Source organism: Gordonia sp. NPDC003422, assembly GCF_053588675.1.
This window is the reverse complement of record NZ_JBSFQL010000014.1, coordinates 73,910-94,375: the sequence shown is the minus strand read 5'-3', so window position 1 is coordinate 94,375 and position 20,466 is coordinate 73,910. Positions and strand designations below refer to the sequence as shown.

At 65.7% G+C, this 20,466-nt stretch carries 17 protein-coding genes; 4 read left to right on the top strand and 13 right to left on the bottom strand.

Features of this window, described 5'->3' with window-relative positions; all coding sequences use genetic code 11:
- Window position 1: 1 nt before the first annotated feature.
- The 4 genes from cysW to ACWDTF_RS13630 all read right to left on the bottom strand — a co-directional run bounded on the left by cysW (window position 2) and on the right by ACWDTF_RS13630 (window position 3,365).
- Entirely contained in the window at window positions 2-952 is a 951-nt protein-coding gene (cysW, locus tag ACWDTF_RS13645; RefSeq protein WP_449754490.1) for a sulfate ABC transporter permease subunit CysW, read from the bottom strand.
- Window positions 949-1,830, bottom strand: coding sequence for a sulfate ABC transporter permease subunit CysT (cysT, locus tag ACWDTF_RS13640; RefSeq protein ID WP_449754489.1), 882 nt, complete (start codon window positions 1,828-1,830; stop codon window positions 949-951). The genes cysW and cysT overlap by 4 nt, the downstream gene beginning before the upstream one ends.
- Window positions 1,827-2,960, bottom strand: coding sequence for a sulfate ABC transporter substrate-binding protein (locus ACWDTF_RS13635; RefSeq protein WP_449754488.1), 1,134 nt, complete (start codon window positions 2,958-2,960; stop codon window positions 1,827-1,829). The genes cysT and ACWDTF_RS13635 overlap by 4 nt, the downstream gene beginning before the upstream one ends.
- A 204-nt stretch (window positions 2,961-3,164) precedes the next feature.
- Window positions 3,165-3,365, bottom strand: coding sequence for a hypothetical protein (locus tag ACWDTF_RS13630; protein ID WP_240857577.1), 201 nt, complete (start codon window positions 3,363-3,365; stop codon window positions 3,165-3,167).
- Between the two features lie 118 nt (window positions 3,366-3,483).
- Here ACWDTF_RS13630 and ACWDTF_RS13625 point away from each other — a divergent pair, with 118 nt between their 5' ends.
- A complete protein-coding gene (locus ACWDTF_RS13625; protein WP_449754487.1) occupies window positions 3,484-5,499 on the top strand; it encodes a glycoside hydrolase family 15 protein in 2,016 nt (671 codons plus the stop codon).
- 140 nt (window positions 5,500-5,639) lie between these two features.
- Here the strand turns inward: ACWDTF_RS13625 and ACWDTF_RS13620 are convergent, their stop codons facing one another.
- The 3 genes from ACWDTF_RS13620 to lepA form a co-directional block, all read right to left on the bottom strand.
- Window positions 5,640-6,728: an IS630 family transposase gene (locus ACWDTF_RS13620; RefSeq protein WP_449754486.1), complete on the bottom strand. Its 1,089-nt coding sequence runs from the start codon at window positions 6,726-6,728 to the stop codon at window positions 5,640-5,642.
- Window positions 6,729-6,854: 126 nt separating this feature from the next.
- The gene (locus ACWDTF_RS13615) at window positions 6,855-8,900 is read right to left on the bottom strand and encodes a M3 family metallopeptidase (RefSeq protein WP_449754485.1); all 2,046 of its coding nucleotides are present in this window, start codon (window positions 8,898-8,900) and stop codon (window positions 6,855-6,857) included.
- The gene (gene lepA / locus ACWDTF_RS13610; protein ID WP_240857574.1) at window positions 8,900-10,747 is read right to left on the bottom strand and encodes a translation elongation factor 4; all 1,848 of its coding nucleotides are present in this window, start codon (window positions 10,745-10,747) and stop codon (window positions 8,900-8,902) included. The genes ACWDTF_RS13615 and lepA overlap by 1 nt, the downstream gene beginning before the upstream one ends.
- 130 nt (window positions 10,748-10,877) lie before the next feature.
- Between lepA and ACWDTF_RS13605 the strand changes: the two genes are divergently transcribed.
- Together ACWDTF_RS13605 and ACWDTF_RS13600 are read left to right on the top strand one after the other, a co-directional pair.
- Complete coding sequence (locus ACWDTF_RS13605; protein WP_449754484.1) at window positions 10,878-11,543, top strand: alpha/beta hydrolase family protein; 666 nt, start codon at window positions 10,878-10,880, stop codon at window positions 11,541-11,543.
- Window positions 11,540-11,962, top strand: a complete 423-nt coding sequence (locus ACWDTF_RS13600) for a type II toxin-antitoxin system PemK/MazF family toxin (protein WP_433255385.1) — start codon at window positions 11,540-11,542, stop codon at window positions 11,960-11,962. Before ACWDTF_RS13605 ends, ACWDTF_RS13600 begins: the two co-directional genes overlap by 4 nt.
- A 10-nt stretch (window positions 11,963-11,972) precedes the next feature.
- Here ACWDTF_RS13600 and ACWDTF_RS13595 read toward each other — a convergent pair whose 3' ends face one another.
- The 4 genes from ACWDTF_RS13595 to ACWDTF_RS13580 all read right to left on the bottom strand — a co-directional run bounded on the left by ACWDTF_RS13595 (window position 11,973) and on the right by ACWDTF_RS13580 (window position 16,843).
- Window positions 11,973-12,821, bottom strand: a complete 849-nt coding sequence (locus ACWDTF_RS13595; protein ID WP_433255388.1) for a transglutaminase family protein — start codon at window positions 12,819-12,821, stop codon at window positions 11,973-11,975.
- Entirely contained in the window at window positions 12,818-13,795 is a 978-nt protein-coding gene (locus tag ACWDTF_RS13590) for an alpha-E domain-containing protein (RefSeq protein WP_240857570.1), read from the bottom strand. Before ACWDTF_RS13590 ends, ACWDTF_RS13595 begins: the two co-directional genes overlap by 4 nt.
- The gene (locus ACWDTF_RS13585) at window positions 13,792-15,597 is read right to left on the bottom strand and encodes a circularly permuted type 2 ATP-grasp protein (RefSeq protein WP_240857569.1); all 1,806 of its coding nucleotides are present in this window, start codon (window positions 15,595-15,597) and stop codon (window positions 13,792-13,794) included. Before ACWDTF_RS13585 ends, ACWDTF_RS13590 begins: the two co-directional genes overlap by 4 nt.
- 85 nt (window positions 15,598-15,682) lie before the next feature.
- Window positions 15,683-16,843: a sulfotransferase family protein gene (locus tag ACWDTF_RS13580; protein ID WP_240857568.1), complete on the bottom strand. Its 1,161-nt coding sequence runs from the start codon at window positions 16,841-16,843 to the stop codon at window positions 15,683-15,685.
- A gap of 398 nt (window positions 16,844-17,241) precedes the next feature.
- On the opposite strand from ACWDTF_RS13580, the gene rpsT reads away from it, so the two are divergent.
- Entirely contained in the window at window positions 17,242-17,502 is a 261-nt protein-coding gene (gene rpsT / locus ACWDTF_RS13575) for a 30S ribosomal protein S20 (RefSeq protein WP_355276191.1), read from the top strand.
- A gap of 446 nt (window positions 17,503-17,948) precedes the next feature.
- Here rpsT and holA read toward each other — a convergent pair whose 3' ends face one another.
- On the bottom strand, window positions 17,949-18,914 hold the full coding sequence (gene holA, locus ACWDTF_RS13570) for a DNA polymerase III subunit delta (protein WP_355276193.1): 966 nt from the start codon (window positions 18,912-18,914) through the stop codon (window positions 17,949-17,951).
- 53 nt (window positions 18,915-18,967) lie between these two features.
- Window positions 18,968-20,461: a ComEC/Rec2 family competence protein gene (locus ACWDTF_RS13565; protein ID WP_433255394.1), complete on the bottom strand. Its 1,494-nt coding sequence runs from the start codon at window positions 20,459-20,461 to the stop codon at window positions 18,968-18,970.
- Window positions 20,462-20,466: the final 5 nt, after the last annotated feature.

Genomic DNA, 20,466 nt, shown 5'->3' with positions numbered 1-20,466 from the left:
GTCAGACGCCTTCCTTGTGTTCGATGAGCTGCCGCGCATCAACGGATTGAGGACCGTGCGGGACGGTCAGTTCGAGTTCGTCGAGGTCGAGGTCGTCGTCGGCCTCCTCGGCGGATTTCTCTGTGTAGGACTGACTGGCGCGGTCGTAGCGGCCCTTGACACGACGCTCGATGAGCGACATCGCGACCAGGACGAGGATCGCCACCAGCATCAGGAGTGTTGCGGCCGCATACGCGCCGTACTCGTTGTAATCGTCGGTGTATCGCGAGTGGACCAGCAGCGTCAGCGTCTGCGAGATGCCCGGGTAGTTCGACGACACCATCGTCACCGCTCCGTACTCACCGAGCGAGCGGGCGACGGTCAGCACCACGCCGTAGGTGAGACCCCAGCGGATCGCCGGAAGGGTGATCCGGCTGAAGGTCTGCCACCCGTTGGCGCCGAGGGTGGCGGCCGCCTGCTCCTGCTCGGTACCGATCTCGTGCAAGACCGGTTCCACCTCGCGCACCACGAACGGCAACGTCACGAACAACGTGGCCAGGACGAGGCCGGGGAATCCGAAGATGATCCGGAATCCGGTGCTCTCGATTCCGCCGAACCATCCGCCGTAACCCCACAACATGATGAGCGCGACGCCGACCACAACCGGAGACACCGCGAACGGCAGGTCGACGACGGACTGCAGGAACGACTTTCCTGGGAAGCGTCCTCGCACCAGGGCCAGCGCCGTGGCGACACCGAAGATCACGTTGAGCGGCACCACGATGGCCACGATCAGCAAGCTCAGCTGCAACGCGGAAATCGCCGCGGGCGTGGTGATCCACTCCCAGAACTGCCCGAGGCCATGCTCGAACGAACGCCAGAAGATCAACGCCACCGGCACGACGAGCAGCACGAACAGGTAGATCAGCGCAATGGTGCGCAGCGTGTAGCGCGTGAACGGCGAAATCCTCACTGGTCATTCTCCTCTCGCACCGACTGCCGACGACCGGCCAGCCGCAGGACGAACAGCGTGACGAACGCGATGGCCAGCAGGGCCACCGAGACGGCTGCCGCGTTGACCGGTTCGTCGACCTCGATCTGCTGCTGGATGTACTGCGAGGCCACCTGCGTCTCGCCGGGAATGTTGCCGCCGATCAAGACGACCGAACCGAACTCGCCGATGGCGCGGGTGAACGCCAGACCGGCGCCGGTGAGGATGGCGGGCAGCAGCGCCGGCAGCACGATCTTGGTGAAGGTCACGAAGTTGCTGGCGCCGAGCACGGCCGCCGCCTCTTCCACGTCCTTGTCGAGCTCGAGCAGCACGGGCTGCACCTGGCGCACGACGAACGGGAGCGTCACGAAGGTGAGGGCAATAGCCAGCGCCGGCTGGGTGGCGTTGAGGTGGATGTCGATCGGGCTGTTGGGGCCGTAGAGCGACAGCAGCACCAGGCTCGCGACGATGGTGGGCAACGCGAACGGGAGGTCGATGATCGAGTTGACAAAACCCTTGCCCCAGAAGTCGTCGCGCACGAGCACCCAGGCGATGATGGTGCCGAAGACGACGTTGATCAGGGCCACGACGATCGACACCAGCACCGTGATGCGCAGCGCATCCAGTGCGGCCGGGTCGGTGACGGCATCGGCGAAGCCGCTCCACCCGTCGTCGAAGGACTGCACGGTGATGGCCGCGAGCGGCAGCAGCACGATGACGCTCAACCAGAGCCAGGCCACACCGATCTGCAGCGGTGACACACCACTGAAGGTCTTGGACCGGCCCAGGAATCCACCGGGCGGAGCAGACTCCGACCGATCCGGACCGGCGGGCGCCGGTTCTTGCACGGGTGCACTCATTGCTGTCCTCCCGACTTGTAGATCTCGGTGATCTCGCCCGACTTGGAGTCGAAGAGCACCTTGTCGACGGCCTTCCAGCCGGTCAGCTTCTTGCCCTTGTCGTCGACGGGGGCGGTTTCGCCGAGGACCGCACCGAGGTCCTTGATGGTCCAGAGCTTGGCGATGTCACCGGGGAACAGCGGTTTGGTCGACGCGATGACCTCGGGCAGCACCGGACGGAAGCCCTGCTCGGCCCAGATGCGCTGCGCCTGCGGCGTGAACAGGAACTGCAGGAAGGCGTTGGCCCCGGCACGGTCTTCGGTGGTGTTGACCACGGCGACCGGGTTCTCGATCTTGAACGTCTGCGGCGGGATCACATAGTCGACCTGGTTGTCGGGCGCGGCGGTCGCGTTGGCCCGATTGAGCATGATCGCCTCGTTCTCGTAGCTGATCAGGACATCGCCCTGCCCCTGCTCGAAAGCGGTGGTCGCCTCACGACCGGACTTCGGCTGCACCTTGATGTGATCGCGTACAAGGGCCGAGATGTAGTCCAGGCCGGCGTCGATGTTCTGACCACCATTGCTCTTGGCCGCGAACGGAGCGAGCAGATTCCACTTCGCCGACCCGGAGCTGCCCGGGTTCGGGGTCACCACCTCGACACCCGCCTTGAGCAGGTCGTCCCAGTCGTGGATGTTCTTGGGGTTGCCCTTGCGCACCACGAGCGCGACCACCGAGCCGAACGGCGTGCTGTTGTTGGGTGCGGCCTTCTTCCAGTCCTCGTCGACCAGGCCGGCCTTGACGAGCCGGGTGATGTCGGGTTCGACGGAGAAGTTCACCACGTCGGCCGGCACGTGTCGGGCCACCTTGCGCGACTGGTCGCCCGATGCACCGTAGGACGCGGAGAAGCCGATGTCGGCGCCCTCCGGCGTCGCCCGGAATGCGGGGATGACGTGATCGAAACCTGGCTTGGGGACCGCGTAGGCGACCAGGTTCAGGTGACGACTTCCACTGGAGATGTCGACGCCGCCCGGCTCGTCGGTCGAGCCTCCGCCGCAGGCGGACACAAGCGTCGCGATCGTGGCCAACGCCACCGAACCGAGCACGATACTGCGCCATCGATGGCGCGCCTGACCCCGCCTGTGACCGGTCATCGGCCCCCTCCTCACCACGCCCGTCGTCCGGGCTCACGCTTGTTTGACCGGATAACGCTAACGCCGGCGAGGAGCTACTCGGCACGTTGAATCTGGGGTGATCGGAAAGGGCGTCCGAGTGTGTTAGCGGGTGAGGAACCAGGCCAGAACGACCAGGATGACCAGCGCGATCAGTGCGAGGGTTACGCGAGAACGGATCACGGCCTACAACCCGGTTCCGTCGTCGTCGGCGAAGCGGCGGCGGTCGAGCACCGACAGCACGCCCTCGACCAGCAGGTTCAGCACGATTGCGGTGACGATTGCGACCGGTACGACCACCGCGAGAGTGACCAGGAGTTGCGGAACGAACGAGAGTCCGGTGAGCCATTCCTCCACGCCATCCCACCAGGTAAAGAAGGACGACACCGGTTTCACCTCACCCATCGCGGCGACTGGCCGACTTTTGTTCAACGTGATTGCAAACCCGGGAGCCTGTACCCCACGTCGAGTGGCGGCAACTCGGGTCGATCGCAATGATATAGCCATGACAGCGACTGACGATTCCACCGTAACCGAGTTGCCGGGCTCCACGAAGTCCGTGGAGGACGTCACCGGGTCGTCGCTGCATGCTGCGGGCGCGCAAACCCACGCCCATCACGGTGCTCCGTCGAGCGCGTTCCCGCCGATCGGCGACTACGCCTTTCTGTCCGACACCGAGACCAACTGCCTCATCGCGCGCGATGGTTCGGTGGAGTGGATGTGCGTGCCGCGCCCGGATTCGCCGAGCATCTTCGGCGCGGTTCTCGATCGCAGTGCCGGTCATTTCCGGTTGGCACCCTATGGCGTCAACGTCCCGGTGGATCGCCGCTACCTCCCGGGCAGCCTCATGGTGGAGACGACCTGGCAGACCGACACCGGTTGGATCGTGGTGCGTGACGCCCTCGTGATGGGTCCGTGGCACGACAACGACAAGCGGTCCACCACCCATCGTCGGACGCCTACCGACTGGGATGCCGAACACATCTTGTTGCGGACCGTGCGGTGCGTGTCCGGGACGGTCGAGTTGTCGATGAGTTGCGAGCCGGCCTTCGACTACAACCGCGCGCTGACCAATTGGGAGTACTCCGGCCCGGCCTACGGCGAGGCGATCGCCACCGCCTTCAAGACGGATGCCAAGACGCCTACGTTGAAACTGACCACCGATCTCCGGCTGGGTCTGGAAGGCCGCGAGGCCCGTGCGCGAACTCGCCTTGTGGAGGGCGACGACCGGTTTGTCGCGCTCAGCTGGTCGAAGCAGCCCGCCCCACAGAACTTCGAGGAGGCCGCCCAGAAGATGTGGGCGACGTCGGAGTGCTGGCGGCAGTGGATCAACATCGGCTCCTTCCCCGACCATCCCTGGCGCACGCACCTCCAGCGTTCGGCGTTGACGCTCAAGGGACTCACCTATTCCCCGACCGGCGCGCTGCTCGCGGCAGCGACTACGTCGCTTCCGGAAACCCCTCAGGGTGAACGCAATTGGGACTACCGGTACGCGTGGGTCCGTGACTCGACCTTCGCGCTGTGGGGCCTGTACACGCTGGGTCTCGACCGCGAGGCCGACGACTTCTTCTCCTTCATCGCCGACGTCTCCGGCATCACCAACGGCGAACACCATCCGTTGCAGGTCATGTACGGCGTCGGCGGTGAGCGCACGCTCGAGGAAGAAGAACTCACCCACTTGTCCGGATACGACGGCGCGAGCCCGGTGCGCATCGGCAATGGCGCGTACAACCAAGCGCAACACGATATCTGGGGCACCATGCTCGACTCGGTGTACCTCAACACCAAGTCCAGCCAGTCGGTGCCCGAAACACTGTGGCCGGTTCTGAAGGCACAGGTCGAAGAGGCCATCAAGAACTGGCAGAAGCCGGACCGCGGCATCTGGGAAGTACGTGGCGAGCCACAGCATTTCACCTCGTCGAAGGTCATGTGCTGGGTTGCCCTCGATCGCGGGTCACGCCTCGCGACGATGCACGGCGAGAAGAAGTATGCGCGCGAGTGGGCCGCGATCGCCGATGAGATCAAAGACGACATCCTCACCCACGGAGTCAACGAGCGTGGCGTGTTCACGCAACGCTACGGAAACGATGCCCTCGACGCGTCACTGTTGCTGGTTCCCCTGCTCCGCTTCCTTCCCTCCGACGATCATCGTGTCCGCGCAACGGTTCTCGCCATCGCCGACGAACTCACCGTCAACGGGCTCGTGCTCCGCTACAAGGTCGAGGAGACCGACGACGGACTCAGCGGCGAGGAGGGCAGCTTCACGATCTGCTCCTTCTGGCTCGTGTCCGCGCTGGTCGAGATCGGCGAGCTCGACAGCGCGAAGACGTTGTGCGAGAGGCTGTTGTCGTACTCGAGTCCGTTGAAGCTGTATGCGGAGGAGATCGACGCCGAGACCGGCCAGCACCTCGGGAACTTCCCGCAGGCCTTCACCCACCTCGCACTCATCAACGCGGTCATGCACGTCATCCGCGCCGAAGAAGCATCCCACTACGGACAGTTCCAGCCGGCCAATCACTGATCCGGGGAGTCGGGTCACGAGGCCCCATCTGTGCCTCGCCTCCCGCCGCTCCCTGAGGTGCGAGCGAAGCGAGCCTCGAAGGGCGCTGGTGAGCCGACAATGCCATCTCACCAGGGGCTTCGAGGCTCGCAGGCTCGCACCTAGTGTCCCGCGCCGTTAATTCGTTGAATTAGTCGAGCGATCGAGCTGAGGATGTCTTCAGCGGTCTTGGTCCAGATGAACGGTTTGGGGTGGGTGTTCCAGTCGGCGACCCAGGCCCTGATGTCGCGTTCGAGAGCGTGGACGCTGTGGTGGTCGCCGCGTTCGAGGAGTTCACGGGTGAGTTCGGCAAACCAGCGTTCGACCTGGTTGATCCAGCTGGAGTAGGTCGGGGTGAAGTGGATGTGGAAGCGGGGGTGACGCTCGAGCCAGGACTGCACGATCGGCGTTTTGTGGGTGCCGTAGCTATCGGCGACCAGATGCACGTCAAGGTCGGCGGGCACCTGTTTGTCGATGTGGCGCAAGAACTCTCGGAAGTCGACGGCGCGGTGGTGGCGGTGCATCTGGGTTATCACGGTGCCATCGACAATGTTGAACGCCGCGAACAGACTTGAGGTGCCGTGCCGCACATAGTCGTGGGTGCGTTTCTCGGGCATCCCCGGCATCATCGGGAACGCGGGCTGACTGCGTGCCAGGGCTTGAATCTGGCTTTTCTCATCGACGCACAACACGACGGCCGCCTCGGGCGGATCGAGGTAGAGGCCGACGATGTCATAAACCTTCTCGGTGAACAACGGATCATTCGACAATTTGTAGTGGTCGGCCCGATGAGGTTGCAGACCAAATGCTTTCCACACCCGGCCGATCGTCGACTTACTCAGCCCGGAACGCTCGGCCATCTTCGCCCGCGACCAATGCGTCGCGTTGGTCGGTGTCTGTTCCAGCGTGGTGACCACCACGTCCTCAATCTTCTCCGTAGCGATCGACGCCGGCCGTCCCGGACGCGGATCATCGACCAGGCCGTCGAGCCTCGATTCGACGAACCGCCGCCGCCATTTTCCCACCGTCGGCTGAGTCACCCGCTCACGGTCAGCAACATCCTTGTTGGTCAACCCTTCGGCGCAGCCCAACACAATCCGTGCTCGTAACGCCAACGCCTGACTGGACTTTGGGCGCCGAGCCCATCGCGTCAACGTGACCCGCTCATCCTCGGTCAACACCAGTTCGGCCTTCGGCCGTCCACCTGCCATACCCCAGGATCCCACGTCAGACTGGCCGTGAACGGCTGCGGCAGGCCGACGTAACAGTTATGTAATCAATTTAAGGCGCGGGACACTAGCCGGCGGAGACGGACTCAGCGCACTCGCTGCAGGCTGTCAGACGGTCAAGCCCCGACGCTCGAGAAGCGGAGCGATCTGCGCCTTTCGACCGATCAAAACCTCGTGTGCGACAAGCGGATCCACGCTGTCCCCGCGCGACAATGTCGCGTCGGCGAAGCGTCGACCGTTCTCGCGTTCGAGCCCGCCTTCGGCGAGGAACCACTGCTCGGTTTCGGCGTCGAGCACCTCCGACCAGATGTAGGAGTAATAGCCCGCCGAATAGCCGCCGCCGAAGATGTGGTTGAAGTAGGCGCTGCGATAGCGCGGCGGAATCAGCTCGGTCGCAAGGCCTGCGTCGATCAACGCCTGCTTTTCGAAGGCCTCCACGTCATCGACAGCCTGGGCCTCGTCTTCCGTCAGCCGATGCCAGGCGAGATCGAGTGCCGACGCCGCGAGATATTCGATGGTGCCATGGGCACTTTCGGCTGACGCCGATGCCCGGGCCGCGTCGGCGAGTTCGGCCGGGATCGGCTCGCCGGTCTCGCGGTGGCGCGCATAGTTGGCGAGGACGTCAGGATGCAGTGCCCACATCTCGTTGACCTGCGACGGGAATTCGACGAAATCACGGGGCACCGACGTACCGGACTGTGACGGATAGTCCACCGCCGACAACAATCCGTGCAGGGCATGTCCGAACTCGTGGAACAGTGTGGTGAGCTGATCCATGGTCAGCAGACATTGTTCTCCCGCATCGGGTTTCGTCAGATTCAGCACGTTGACGATGACGGGACGCTGCGCCAACACCTCCGACTGGTCGACGATGTTGCTCATCCAGGCGCCGCCACGCTTCGACGACCGCGCGTAGAAGTCGCCGAGGAACAACCCGATGCCGGTGCCGCTGTCGTCGAAAACCTCCCAGATGCGCGCGTCCGGGTGGTAACCGGCCAGGTCGGTGCGCTCGGTGAAGCGCAGTCCGTAGAGTTTTCCGGCCGCGTAGAACACACCACGCTCGAGTACCGCATTCAGTTCGCAATAGTCGGCAAAGTCGTCGAGCGCAACGGTCGAGGTCGTCCGCTTCTCGCGGGCGAGCCAGTAACTGTAGTCGGCGGCGCCGACGTCGGCGCCTGCGGCGAACTCGGTGAGCCGCGTCAACTCCCGGCCACCGGCGCGCATCGCCGAAACGGCCAACTCTCCCAACAGTTCGTCCACGGCCGCGGGATCGGGTGCGGTCTGCTCGGCGATGACGTACTCGGCATGGTCGCGGTAGCCGAGCAATGCGGCCCGACGCGCCCGCAGTCGGACGATCTCCAACACGAGTTCAGTTGTGTCGTGGTCGTTTCCACGAGAGCAGCGAGCCACCGACGCATCGAAGACCCGCTGCCGAACCCCTGCATCCGACAGCATTTCCACCGCGGACTGGCTCGTCGGCAGTTCGAGTGCGATGAGGTAGCCGGAGTCGTGCCCGGCGTCCGCAGCCGCCCGTCGCGCAGCGGCGATCTCACCCTTCGACATGCCGTCCAACTGCGATACGTCGTCGACGAGGACCGCCGAGGCGTTGGTGTCGTCGAGAATCTTCTGGGAGAAGGTGGTGGTGAGATAGGCCAGGCGGGAGGCGATTTGACGCATCTCGGCCTGTTCGTCGGGCCCCAGTGCGGCGCCCGCACGCACCGCTTCGCGGTAGCGCTTGTCCAGCAGCCGCCGCTGCGACTCGGTCAGTTCGAGTTGCTCCGCGCGCCCATACAGATCCGAGATCCGCTCGAACAGCACCGGATTCATCGCGATCGTGTTCTCGTGATCGGTCAGCTCTGTCGAGAGCTGCTGCGAGATCGTGTTTCGCTGCGGATTGGTGTCGGGGCCGACGAGATTGAAGAAGGTTCCGCTCGCCCGGGCGAGATCCCGGCCCGAGAGTTCCAGCGCCTCAATGGTGTTCGCAAAGGTCGCCGCACGGGTATCGGCGGCGATCGCCTCGACCTCCCGAAGCTGTTCGGCCATCGCCGTGGCAAATGCGGGCAAGAAGTCATCGTCGGAGATCGACGCGAAATCCGGCAGCCCGTAGGGCAGATCACTCTCGGCCAGCACAGGATTGATCGAATCCGCCGACATCACTTCCCCTTTGGTTTGTCACCCACCGCGTCGGTGGACAGCGCCGCGACGAACGCCTCCTGCGGCACGTCGACCCGCCCGATGGTCTTCATCCGCTTCTTGCCTTCCTTCTGCTTCTCGAGCAGTTTGCGCTTACGGCTGATGTCGCCGCCGTAACACTTGGCGAGGACATCCTTGCGGATGGCCCGAATGTTCTCGCGCGCAATGATCTTGGAGCCGATCGCCGCCTGCACCGGCACCTCGAACTGCTGGCGCGGGATCAGTTCCTTGAGCTTGGTCGCCATCTTGTTGCCGTAGGTGTAGGCGGCTTCCCGGTGCACGATCGCACTGAATGCGTCGACCGCCTCGCCCTGCAGCAAGATGTCGACCTTCACGAGATCGGCCTCTTGCTCGCCCGCCTCCTCGTAGTCGAGGCTGGCGTAGCCGCGGGTGCGGGATTTCAGCGCGTCGAAGAAGTCGAAGATGATCTCCGCGAGCGGCAGCGTGTACCGCAGTTCGACGCGGGTCTCGGACAGATAGTCCATGCCACCGAGCTCACCGCGCCGGGACTGGCACAGCTCCATGATGGCGCCGATGAACTCACTGGGCGCGATGACCGTCGTCTTCACGATCGGCTCGAAGATGTTGCGGGTCTTGCCCTCCGGCCAGTCCGACGGGTTGGTGACGACGTGCTCGCTGCCGTCCTCCATCACGACGCGATACACGACGTTGGGGGCGGTGGAGATGAGGTCGAGCCCGAATTCGCGCTCGAGCCGTTCACGCGTGATCTCCATGTGCAGCAGCCCGAGGAAGCCGCAGCGGAATCCGAAGCCGAGCGCCACCGACGTCTCCGGTTCGTAGGTGAGCGCGGCATCGTTGAGTTGCAGTTTGTCCAGTGCCTCGCGCAACACCGGGTAGTCGGAGCCGTCCACGGGGTACAAGCCCGAATAGACCATCGGCCGTGGCTCGCGGTAGCCGGTGAGCGCTTGGGTCGCACCGTTGCGCGCGGTCGTCACGGTGTCGCCGACCTTGGACTGCCGCACATCCTTCACGCCGGTGATGAGGTAACCGACCTCCCCGACACCGAGACCCTTGGACGGCTTCGGCTCGGGCGAGACGATGCCGACCTCGAGGAGTTCATGGGTCGCGCCGGTGGACATCATGGCGATCTTCTCGCGCGGCACGATCCTGCCGTCCACCACACGCACGTAGGTGACCACGCCGCGGTAGGTGTCGTAGACCGAGTCGAAGATCATCGCCCGCGCCGGAGCATCCGGATCGCCCTCGGGGGCGGGCACCAGCTTGATCACCTCGTCGAGCAGTTCGGTGACGCCGGCACCGGTCTTACCCGACACCCGCAGCACGTCGTCCGGTTCGCAGCCCACGATGTGCGCGATCTCGGCGGCGTAGCGGTCGGGGTCGGCGGCGGGAAGGTCGATCTTGTTCAGCACCGGGATGATGGTGAGATCGTTTTCCATGGCGAGGTACAGGTTCGCCAGCGTCTGAGCCTCGATCCCCTGCGCCGCGTCGACCAGTAGCACCGCGCCCTCGCACGCCTCCAGTGCCCGCGATACCTCGTAGGTGAAGTCGACGTGGCCGGGGGTGTCGATCAGGTGCAGGACGTAGTCGGTGTCCCCAACCTTCCAGGGCAGCCGCACGTTCTGTGCCTTGATGGTGATGCCGCGCTCGCGTTCGATGTCCATGCGATCGAGGTACTGCGCACGCATCTGGCGCTCTTCGACGACGCCGGTGAGCTGCAACATCCGATCGGCCAGGGTCGATTTCCCATGGTCGATGTGGGCAATGATGCAGAAGTTCCGAATCCGGGCCGGATCGGTGAAGGTGGTATCGGCGAAGCTAATCGTCAACTCTCCTCGATAAGGACGCTGCGCTGGACAAAACGCTGCGGTCGGGCGTCGGTGTCCATTTTCTCATGAGTACCCCGACCGCCCACGACCGAGGCTTTTCACCGCGCTCGACCCGACTACTGTGACCAGCGTGCCAGAGAACACCAGCGTCGAGTCCGTGGAGCGCGACGGCGTGGTCGCCGAAATCCACCGGCCGGCATCGATCCCGCGTGCGACGGTCGTCCTCGCGCACGGCGCGGGCGGCAATCGCCACGCCGTGATCCTGCGGGCGCTCGCCGAGGCCTTGTCCGCGCGGGCCTTCACGGTCGCCCGCATCGACCTGCCCTACCGGCAGCGCCGCCCCAAGGCTCCGCCGAGCCCATCCACCGCCGCGGCCGACCGCGACGGCATCCGCGCGGCGTGCGCGATGTTCCGCGACGAATCCGGCGGCCCGCTCATCGTCGGCGGACATTCCTACGGCGGTCGACAGGCGTCGATGGCGGTGGCCGAAGACGGCGCCGACCTTGCCGACGGTCTCCTGCTCACGTCCTACCCCCTGCACCCGCCCGGAAAGCCCGACCGGCTGCGCACCGAGCACCTGTCGTCGATCGCGGTGCCGACGCTCGTCGTCCACGGCAGCACCGACCCGTTCGGGACCACCGACGAGATGGCCGCGGCGATCGGCCTCATCCCGGCGCCGACGCTGATCGTCGAGGTGGAGAAGACCGGCCACAATCTCGACCCGAACAAGAAGCCCACCGTGCTGTTGACCGTCGACGCCGTCGACGACTTCCTGCTGAAAGAGATTTGCCGATGACGCGCCGCGCACCGATCCCGAAGCCCACCGCCCATCTCGCGCGGGAGGTCAGCTATTCACCGAACATCGACGGCGACGCCGACCCCGGCGAGATCGTCTGGACCTGGGTGCCGTTCGAGGACGACCCGAACCAGGGCAAGGACCGTCCGGTGCTCGTCGTCGGCCGCGACCGCGCCGATCAGAACTCCGACGATGTTCTCGGACTCATGTTGTCCAGCAAGGACTATCACCGCGACGACCCGGACTGGATCTCGGTCGGCGCCGGCGCGTGGGATGGTGAACACCGGGAGAGTTTCGTCCGGCTCGACCGCGTGCTCGTCATCGACGACGACGGAATCCGCAGGGAAGGCGCCATTCTCGATCGTCGCCGGTTCGACGAGGTGGCCGGCGAACTCCGCGCACAGCACGGCTGGCGCTGATCAGCCGCCCTCACGCCAGCCGCGTGATCTCCACGATCACATCGAGATCCGTTGCGCCGCCACCGGTGTAGATGCCCTTGAGGGGTGATACATCGGAATAGTCGCGGCCGACGCCCACCGACACATGCTGCTCGGTGATGGGGGTGTCATTGGTGGGGTCGTAGCCCCACCAACCGCCGGTCCACACCTCGATCCACGCGTGACTCTGACCTTCGACGGTTTTGTTGATCTTCGCATTCGGCTTGGGATGCAGGTAACCCGAGACGTAGCGCGACGGAATCCCCAAGCTGCGCAACATCAGTAGCGAGAGATGCGCATAGTCCTGGCAGACGCCCTTGCGCTCGTTCCATGCGTCGACGGCCGTCGTGTGCACACCGGTGGTGCCCGGCACGTACTCCATCTCGGCGTGGACGAACTTGCACACCGCCTCGACCGCCTCTTCCGGCGTCAAACCCTTCGCGAGCCGCTTCGCAGTCGCGCCGAGCCCGCGGTTCTTGGGGACATAGTCGGTGCTGGACAGCATCTCGTCGTAGCGGTCCTCGACGTACTCGCTACGAATGTCCTCCCAGGATCGGCTCTTGTCCGCATCCGGGCGTTCGCCCGCCTCGGTCTCCACCACCGACATCCCCGACACTTCGAGTTCCTCATGCGGTGCGTGCAGGTCGAATGCGGTGACCGCGGTTCCCCAGTAATCGGTGTAGCGATACGACCGGGTGGCGGGCACGGTCTCGACGCGGTTCACGATCACGTTCTGCCGGGCATCGCTGCGCGGGGTGAGGCGAGCCTCGTTGTACGACGACGTGACCGGTTCCTTGTAGGCGAATCCGGTGGAATGGACGACGCGCAGACGCCAGCTCACAGTTCACTCTCCTCGATCACGTGGCCCTCACTGACACGGGCGTCGGCCCACGACACGTACGGCGAGACGTGGAAGTACTGGTTGGTGACCGCCTCGTTGACGGCCCGACAGGTGTCCTGCAGGTCGACGAGCCGCTCCTGCAGATCGTCGAGAAGCTTTCCGGGCTCGAGGAATTCGAGCGAGCTGCGGGCGCGGCCGAGCAGCAGCTGCGCCTCGGCCTGGGCCCCGACGCGGCTCGGCCCCTTCTCCAGCATCGCCAGATTGTGCTCGGCGACGCTCAGCGCGTGGAAGATCGACCGCGGGAACAGGCGGTCGAGAAGCATGAACTCGACGATGTTCTCCGCGTTGAGGATTCCGCGATAGGTCCGCAGATAGGTGTCGTGCGCGCCCGCCGACACCAGGACGTTGACCCAGGCCGGCGAACTCGACCGATCGCCCGCGCGAGCCAACAGCATCCGGATGGTCATGTCCACCCGCTCCACCGAACGGCCGAGCAGCAGGTAGCGATACCCGTCGTCGTGACTCATCGTCGCGTCCGCGAGACCGGCGAACATCGCGGCCCGATTCTTCACGTAGGCCAGGAACTCGTGCGGGCCCAGCCGGCGGGAACGACGCTCGGCCGCGTCGAGCCCGTTGTACGTGGTGTTGAGGCATTCCCACAACTCGCTCGACGTCACCTCACGGGCACCGCGGGCGTTCTCCCGGGCCGCCCGCACCAGGTCGACGATCGAGCCGACGGCGTCGGAATCGTAGGCGACCCGCTCGGTGAGTGACCAGACGTCGAGTTCCTCACCCGATTCGGGTGCGGGGAGTCCGAGGACCTGAACGATCAGGCGGGCCTGACGGTCGACGTCGACCGTCGCGTCCTCGAGCAGCTGCTGGATGGCCACGTCGAGGATGCGGGCCATGTCATCGGCCCGCTCCACATAACGGCCGATCCAATACAACGACTCCGCGTTGCGGGCCAACATCATCGTGCGTCACCACCCTGTTCCTGGCCGCCCTGCTGCTGCGACTGCACCATGTCGCCCATCTGCTGACTCTGCGTGGACATGACGCCCTGTTGTTGCTGTTGAGTCTGTGTGTGCACGGGGTCCGGAGCACTCTCGGCCGGTCGTGCGGCGGCGACACCACTCGCCGTGACCACCTTGGCGCCGGACATCTCCCGCTCCTCTTCGGACCCTCGCGACGCCAGCACCCACGTGTCCTTGGAACCACCGCCCTGACTGGAGTTCACCACGAGCGAGCCCTCCGGGAGCGCAACTCGCGTCAACCCACCCGGCAGGACCCACACCGACTCACCGTCGTTGACGGCGAACGGCCGCAGGTCGACGTGTCGTGGGCGCAGGTCGTCGCCGATCTTGGTCGGCACGGTGGACAGCTGCACCACCGGCTGCGCGATCCAGCCACGCGGGTCGTTGCGGACCTTGCGCGCCAGCGTGTCCAACTCGGCCTTGGTGGCGTCGGGACCGAACACGATGCCGTAGCCGCCCGAGCCCTCCACCGGTTTCACCACCAGCTCGTCGATGCGGTCGAGCACCTCCTCGCACTCGTGGTCGAGCCAGCAGCGCAGGGTGTCGACGTTCTGCAACGACGGCTTCTCGCCCAGGTAGTACTCGATGATCTCCGGGACGTAGGTGTAGATCAGCTTGTCGTCGCCGATGCCGTTGCCAACCGCGCTGGAGATCACCACGTTGCCCGCACGCGCCGCGTTGAGCAGTCCCGCAACCCCGAGCATCGAGTCCGGCCGGAACTGCATCGGGTCCAAGAAGTCGTCGTCGATGCGCCGGTAGATGACGTCCACCCGTTGCTCGCCCTCGGTGGTCCGCATGTAGACGACGTTGTCGCGGCAGAAGAGGTCGCGGCCCTCCACCAGCTCGACGCCCATCAACCGGGCGAGCAGCGAATGCTCGAAATATGCCGAGTTGGCCACGCCCGGGGTGAGCACCACGATGTTGGGGTCGGCCTCGTTGAAGGCCGCGGAGGCGCGCAGGGCCCGCAGCAGGTGGCTCGGGTAGTCGGCGACCGCACGCACCCGGTGCGTGGCGAACAGATCCGGGAACACGCGCGCCATCGCGCGTCGATTCTCCAGGACGTAGGACACACCCGACGGCGAGCGGAGGTTGTCCTCGAGAACACGGAAGTCGCCGTTCTCGTCGCGGATCAGGTCGATACCGGCGACGTGGATGCGAACCCCGTTGGGTGGTTTGATGTTTGCCGCCTGGCGGTGAAAGTGCTCACACGAGTGCACGAGCCGCTTGGGCAGCACACCGTCGCGCAGGATCTCCTGCTCGCCGTAGATGTCGTCGAGGAACAGTTCGAGCGCCTGCACGCGCTGGGTGATGCCGGCCTCGAGCTTGGTCCACTCCGTGGCCGAAATCACCCGTGGCACAACATCCAAAGGGAAGGGCCGCTCCTTGCCGGACAGCGAGAAGGTGACACCCTGGTCGAGATAGGCACGTCCGAGCGCGTCCACCCGCGTCTCGAGATCGGACCGATCCTGGCGGCTCATCGCCTTGTGGATACCGCGATACGGTGTGCGGACGTCGGTTTCGCCGTCGAACATCTCGTCGTAGGCCTCGCCATAGGGACCCGACGCGTAACCGTCGAAAAGTCCTACCGCAGTTGATGTTTCGCCCGCAGAATTGGGCCTCGTCCTGGCCCCGGCGGGCCGCCCTCCCGACTTGCTCGTGGTCGTCGAGGACGACGATTTGGCCGGTACTGACTTACGCGCCGCTGCCTTCTTGGCGGGCGCACTGGTGGAAGCGGGGCTCATAACTTGCCATGGTGCTACAAAAACGCCGATTCGGCATGGTGGTCGCCGACACGCGCAACACGCTGGGGCGATGCCGACCAGGCACTCACACCGAGCGGCGCGCCCCCAGCGCACGCCTGCGCATACGTCGCACCACGTTCACCGCGCGCGTCTGCCAGCGCGGTCGCACGCTGGGCAGCGGCGCCGCGAGCACCATGGCGGCCATCGTGTCCAGGGCGACATCGAGCACGTCGTCGGAGGTCGGGGGTGGCGCGTCACCGGTGGCGCCCGCGGTCGTAGTCACCCCGAGGTCGGCAAGGTCGCCGGTGACCCGGTAGCCCGCCGATCGGACTGCCGCGACCATCGACGCCGACTTCGCCGCCGCCCATTCGCGCTGCGCGGGCGACAGCGCCTGGGCCGGGCCGCCGGGGGCGTCGAACAGGATCTCGCCGATCAGCTGCCCCTTGATCACCCGCTCGTAGCGACGCCATTCGATGGTGTCGGGCTGCAACCTGAGATTGAGGGCGCGCAGGAACTCGGCTTGCGCGGCCGACAGCGAGCTGTTGGTGCTGGGTACCGGGATGGTCAGCGCGGCGGGATCGACGCCGATGGTCGTGAGGAAGCGGTCCCACAGGGAGTCCCCCGGGACCGCCTGGGCACCGCGGGGCCCGACGGTGACGACGTGCACCCGCTCGGGGCCCACCACCTGCGACCATCGGTCCAGAATTTCCACGAAGTCCTGGAATTCCCAGAACGGCTCCTCGTCGATCACCGGCGGCGGATCGGCCGGGCTCTGATCGGGCGAATCGGGCCGGGCGAAGGCGCGCACCGACGAGACGAACTCGTCGAAACTCGCACGACGCTGATTCTTGACGTTCTCCTGCCACACCGACGGCAACTGGCGGGCCAGGTCCCGAACCGTCGCGATGACATGCACCTCGTCGGCAAAGGACAGGTCACTCATGAGGGACTCGATCTGCGCCGGTGTGGCGGTGCTGTACAGCTCGTGGGAGAGCAGCGAGGTCTGCGGCCACGCACGCATCTGTCCGAGCAGTTTCGGCCAGGTCCCGGCGAACGCCGGATCGGCCCAGTCGAGGTAGCGGTCGGGCTGCAGGTGCACGGCGGCATGAAAGTGGTCGGAGATCACATTTCCGGGGTAAAGCAGCCCCGATGACCTGAGTGCCAGGTCACGGTTGCGCCAGAGCCGGTCCTGCAGGTGGGTGGTGCCGGTCTTGGGCAGGCCGACGTGCACGAAGACGACTGACATGATGGTCAAAGACTAGTGGTGTGTCTCGGAAATAGGTGACCGGTATCCGGTAGAGCGATCGGCGACCTGGCAAGGCGGAGGAGGGAGCGATAGCGGCGCTATCGTGACCGACGACAACGCAGCCAGGCGTCGATCGAGCGCCGGAGACTGGTTGCATATTTCCGAGACACACCACTGCATCTGCTCACGGTGATCAAAAGCCGTGGCCTGTGTGTTCACCGTCGGGTTCAGCGATTTTGGGCAGAACCACCGCGACTGGTAATGTTGATCGCTGTTGCAGTGACGAGGTGGCACCCGTGTCGCCGGTGCGCGCTGCCGGCGCGAGCCGAACCCGATGCGGGTCTGCGAGCTCAGCCAGAACAGACCGAACACACCAGCATTGACCAGAGGAAACACGCGTGGCAAACATCAAGTCCCAGATCAAGCGCAACCGCTCCAACGAAGCGGCGCGCAAGCGCAACCAGTCGGTGAAGTCGTCGCTGCGTACCGCGATCCGCGGCTTCCGCGAGGCCGTCGAGGCCGGGGACAAGGACAAGGCCACCGAGCTCGGCCAGTCGGCCAGCCGCAAGCTGGACAAGGCTGCCAGCAAGGGCGTCATCCACGCCAACCAGGCTGCGAACAAGAAGTCGGCGATCGCCATCGCCGTCAACAAGCTCTGATCTGACCCTCGATTCGGCCTGACCGAATCAGCGCATCAGCACTTCCGGCTCACCCCGGCGACGTCCACGCAGTCGCCGGGGTGAATCGCGTCTGCGCCGACGGTGGGCTGAGATCGTGGAGGAGGTACCTCGCGGCTGAGTCGCGAAAGAGCCCCGGCCTCAGGGCCCGATCCGGCACAAAAGTAGGGGAAGAAACTCGTCTCCTGCCCTTGGTGTCCTCCCCTAGAAGTTTCTCGCGGACGACTATGAACCCCGGGGAAGAAGTTCTTCCCCTAGGCTTTCGCAGCAGGCGCTGCCGTATTTCCCCAGCTCACGGGGGCGGTCACCGAGCTCTCCCGATCAGTGACGCTCCCGCGGCCGGCACCGCACCACCCTGTGCCGAATCGTTGAATCTGTGCGCTGCAGCACACAGATTTTCCAACAGGACACAGAGTGTCCGGAGTGGATCAGTCCCGACGCCGACCGGTGGGCCGCAGGTCGGCGACCGTGGCGACGGCATGGGTGAGCGCATAGTCGGCGTCGGCCGCCTGCCCCTTGACGTCGGCGTTGAGCGCCGCGACCACCTTCATCGCCCGGGCGATCGACTCGGAGTCCCAGGCCCGCGCCTGAGCTTGCACGTTCTTGACCCGATTGGGTGACATACCGACTTCCGACGCCACCGAGAAGTGATTGCCGGTCAGCGGACGCACGCGTGCGATGGCGTGGACCGCCTCGGCCAGGGCGTCGGCGAGCAGGACGCGGGCCACGCCGTGATGCAAGGCCCATGCGAGCGATTCGAGAGCAGCCGCCCGATCACCGGTCACCGCTCGGTCGGCCACTTCGAAGCCGGTCACCTCCGGCCGACCTTGGTAGTACAACCGGACCGCGTCGCGATCGACCTTGCCGCCGGTGTCGGCCACCAGCTGGGCACATGCCGCCGCAAGTTCACGCAGCTCCGACCCGACCCCCTCGACCACCTGCTCGACGACGTCGGCGTGGACCTTGACGCCGAGCGCACGAAACTCCTTGCGCACAAAGTCCATCCGCTCCGACGGCCAGCGCGGAGCGGCCGTGGCGTGCTCCACGGCACCGGATTTCTTCAGTGCGGGCACGAGCGATTTCGCCCGACCACCGCCGTTGTGAATCACCATGAGCGTGATGCCGTCGGGCAGCGAGTCAGCAGCCTGCGCGATCAGTGCAGCCGGTTCCTTGCCCGCATCCGCTGCGGACCCGACGACCACGATGCGTTCCTCGGCGAACAACGACGGACTGAGCAACTCCGCGAGTTCGTGCTCACTGACATCCCCCGCACGCACACGCGTGACCGGCACGGGGGTCCCGGCAGCTTTCGACTGCTCAGCAGACACCGCCGAGATGACCCGGCCGGTGAGGAAGTCGTCGTCGCCGAGGAGCAGGTGCAGACGTTCGGTCACGGCCACAATCGTGCCAGACCGGGGTGACAGCGAACCGCGCAGACCGCGACTTCTCACCCCGATGATCGGCGGCCCCGCGACATCCACCGTGCGCAACCTCGCCGGACGAGCACGACGAGACCCGTGACGACAAGGACGATCGCGGCGCCCAGTACCCCGTCGGGTACCACGATGCGGGCCCAACTCAACCGTCCGAGCGTTCGCGCGCACACCCGCATCCACCACAATTCGGGGGCGACGCCCCGGACGAGCAGTTCGGCGGTCGCAGCGCCCGCTCCGTCCGCGGACCCGATCACCCCGACACAGGCGGCGACGGTGCCGACCACGCTGATCACCGCAACCACCGGCGCCACAAGCAGATTCGCCACCACCCCGACCACGGAGAAGGTGCCGGTCACCATCGCCACGATCGGTGCGGTCACCACCTGAGCCGCGATCGCCATCGCGAGGATCTCCGCGGGCCCGGGCGGGATCCGCATGCCGCGCAGTCCGTCGCGTATCCGCGGTGCCCACAGGACCAGTCCTGCGGTGGCGACCACCGACAATGCAAAGCCGGGTTGGAGCGCCAACTCCGGCCACCACAGCAAGGCCCCCACGACCGCGGCACCCAACGCCGGAAACGCCTGCGCACGTCGCGACGACAAGAGCGCCAGCAGGCCGATGGCACCCATGATCGCCGCCCGGAGCACACTCGGTGACGGTCGGACGAGCACCACGAAACCGAGGATCGTCACCGCACCCAGAATCGCCGCCAGCCGAGGCGACGCACCAGCAGCACGAACCAGCATCAGCACCGCGCCGCAGATGATCGCGAAATTGCTCCCCGACACCGCCGTGAGATGGCTGAGCCCGGACGCCCGGAAGTCCTCTTGCACAACCGGATCAAGGGTTCTCGTGTCACCGATGACCAGCCCCGGCAGCAGGCCCGACGACTCGGAGCCCAATGCCCGGGAACTGACAATCTGCAGACGGTCACGTACCGCGCCGGCCAACCGCTGGTGAATGGGTGGATGTCCGATCAGCGTCGGCGGACCTGCCGCGGTCAAGCGGGCGGTCAGCAGCGAACCGGCCGGCGGCGGACGCACCCGCACCAGCGCGCGAACCCGCTGACCCGGCAACAACACCGACCACTGCGCCGTGTCCGCAGACAACTCCGCTGGTCCCGGTGCGACCGTTCGCGCGCCGATCTGATTCACGACCACACGGGTCCGGACCCGACCGTGCCGCTCATCTCCGACGACCGTCGGATCGTCGCGGATGACCATGGTGACCGTCACTTTGCCGGACACGTCGGCAAGTGGGTGGTCGGCACGCTCCTCCTGCCGAATGAACATGGCCGTCGCGCATGTTGCAGCCAGACCGGTCGCGACCACCAGCAGGCCGACGGTGCGCCAGCTTACCAGCCCACGAGCACATGCCACGCCCGACGATCCGCAGCAGATCACCGAGACGATCGCGGCGAGCGCCGTGACCTGTTGCGAGGCAGCAAGTCCAGCAATCGTGGTGGCCCATACCACGACCGCGGGGAGCAGCAGGCGAAGATCCACACCTC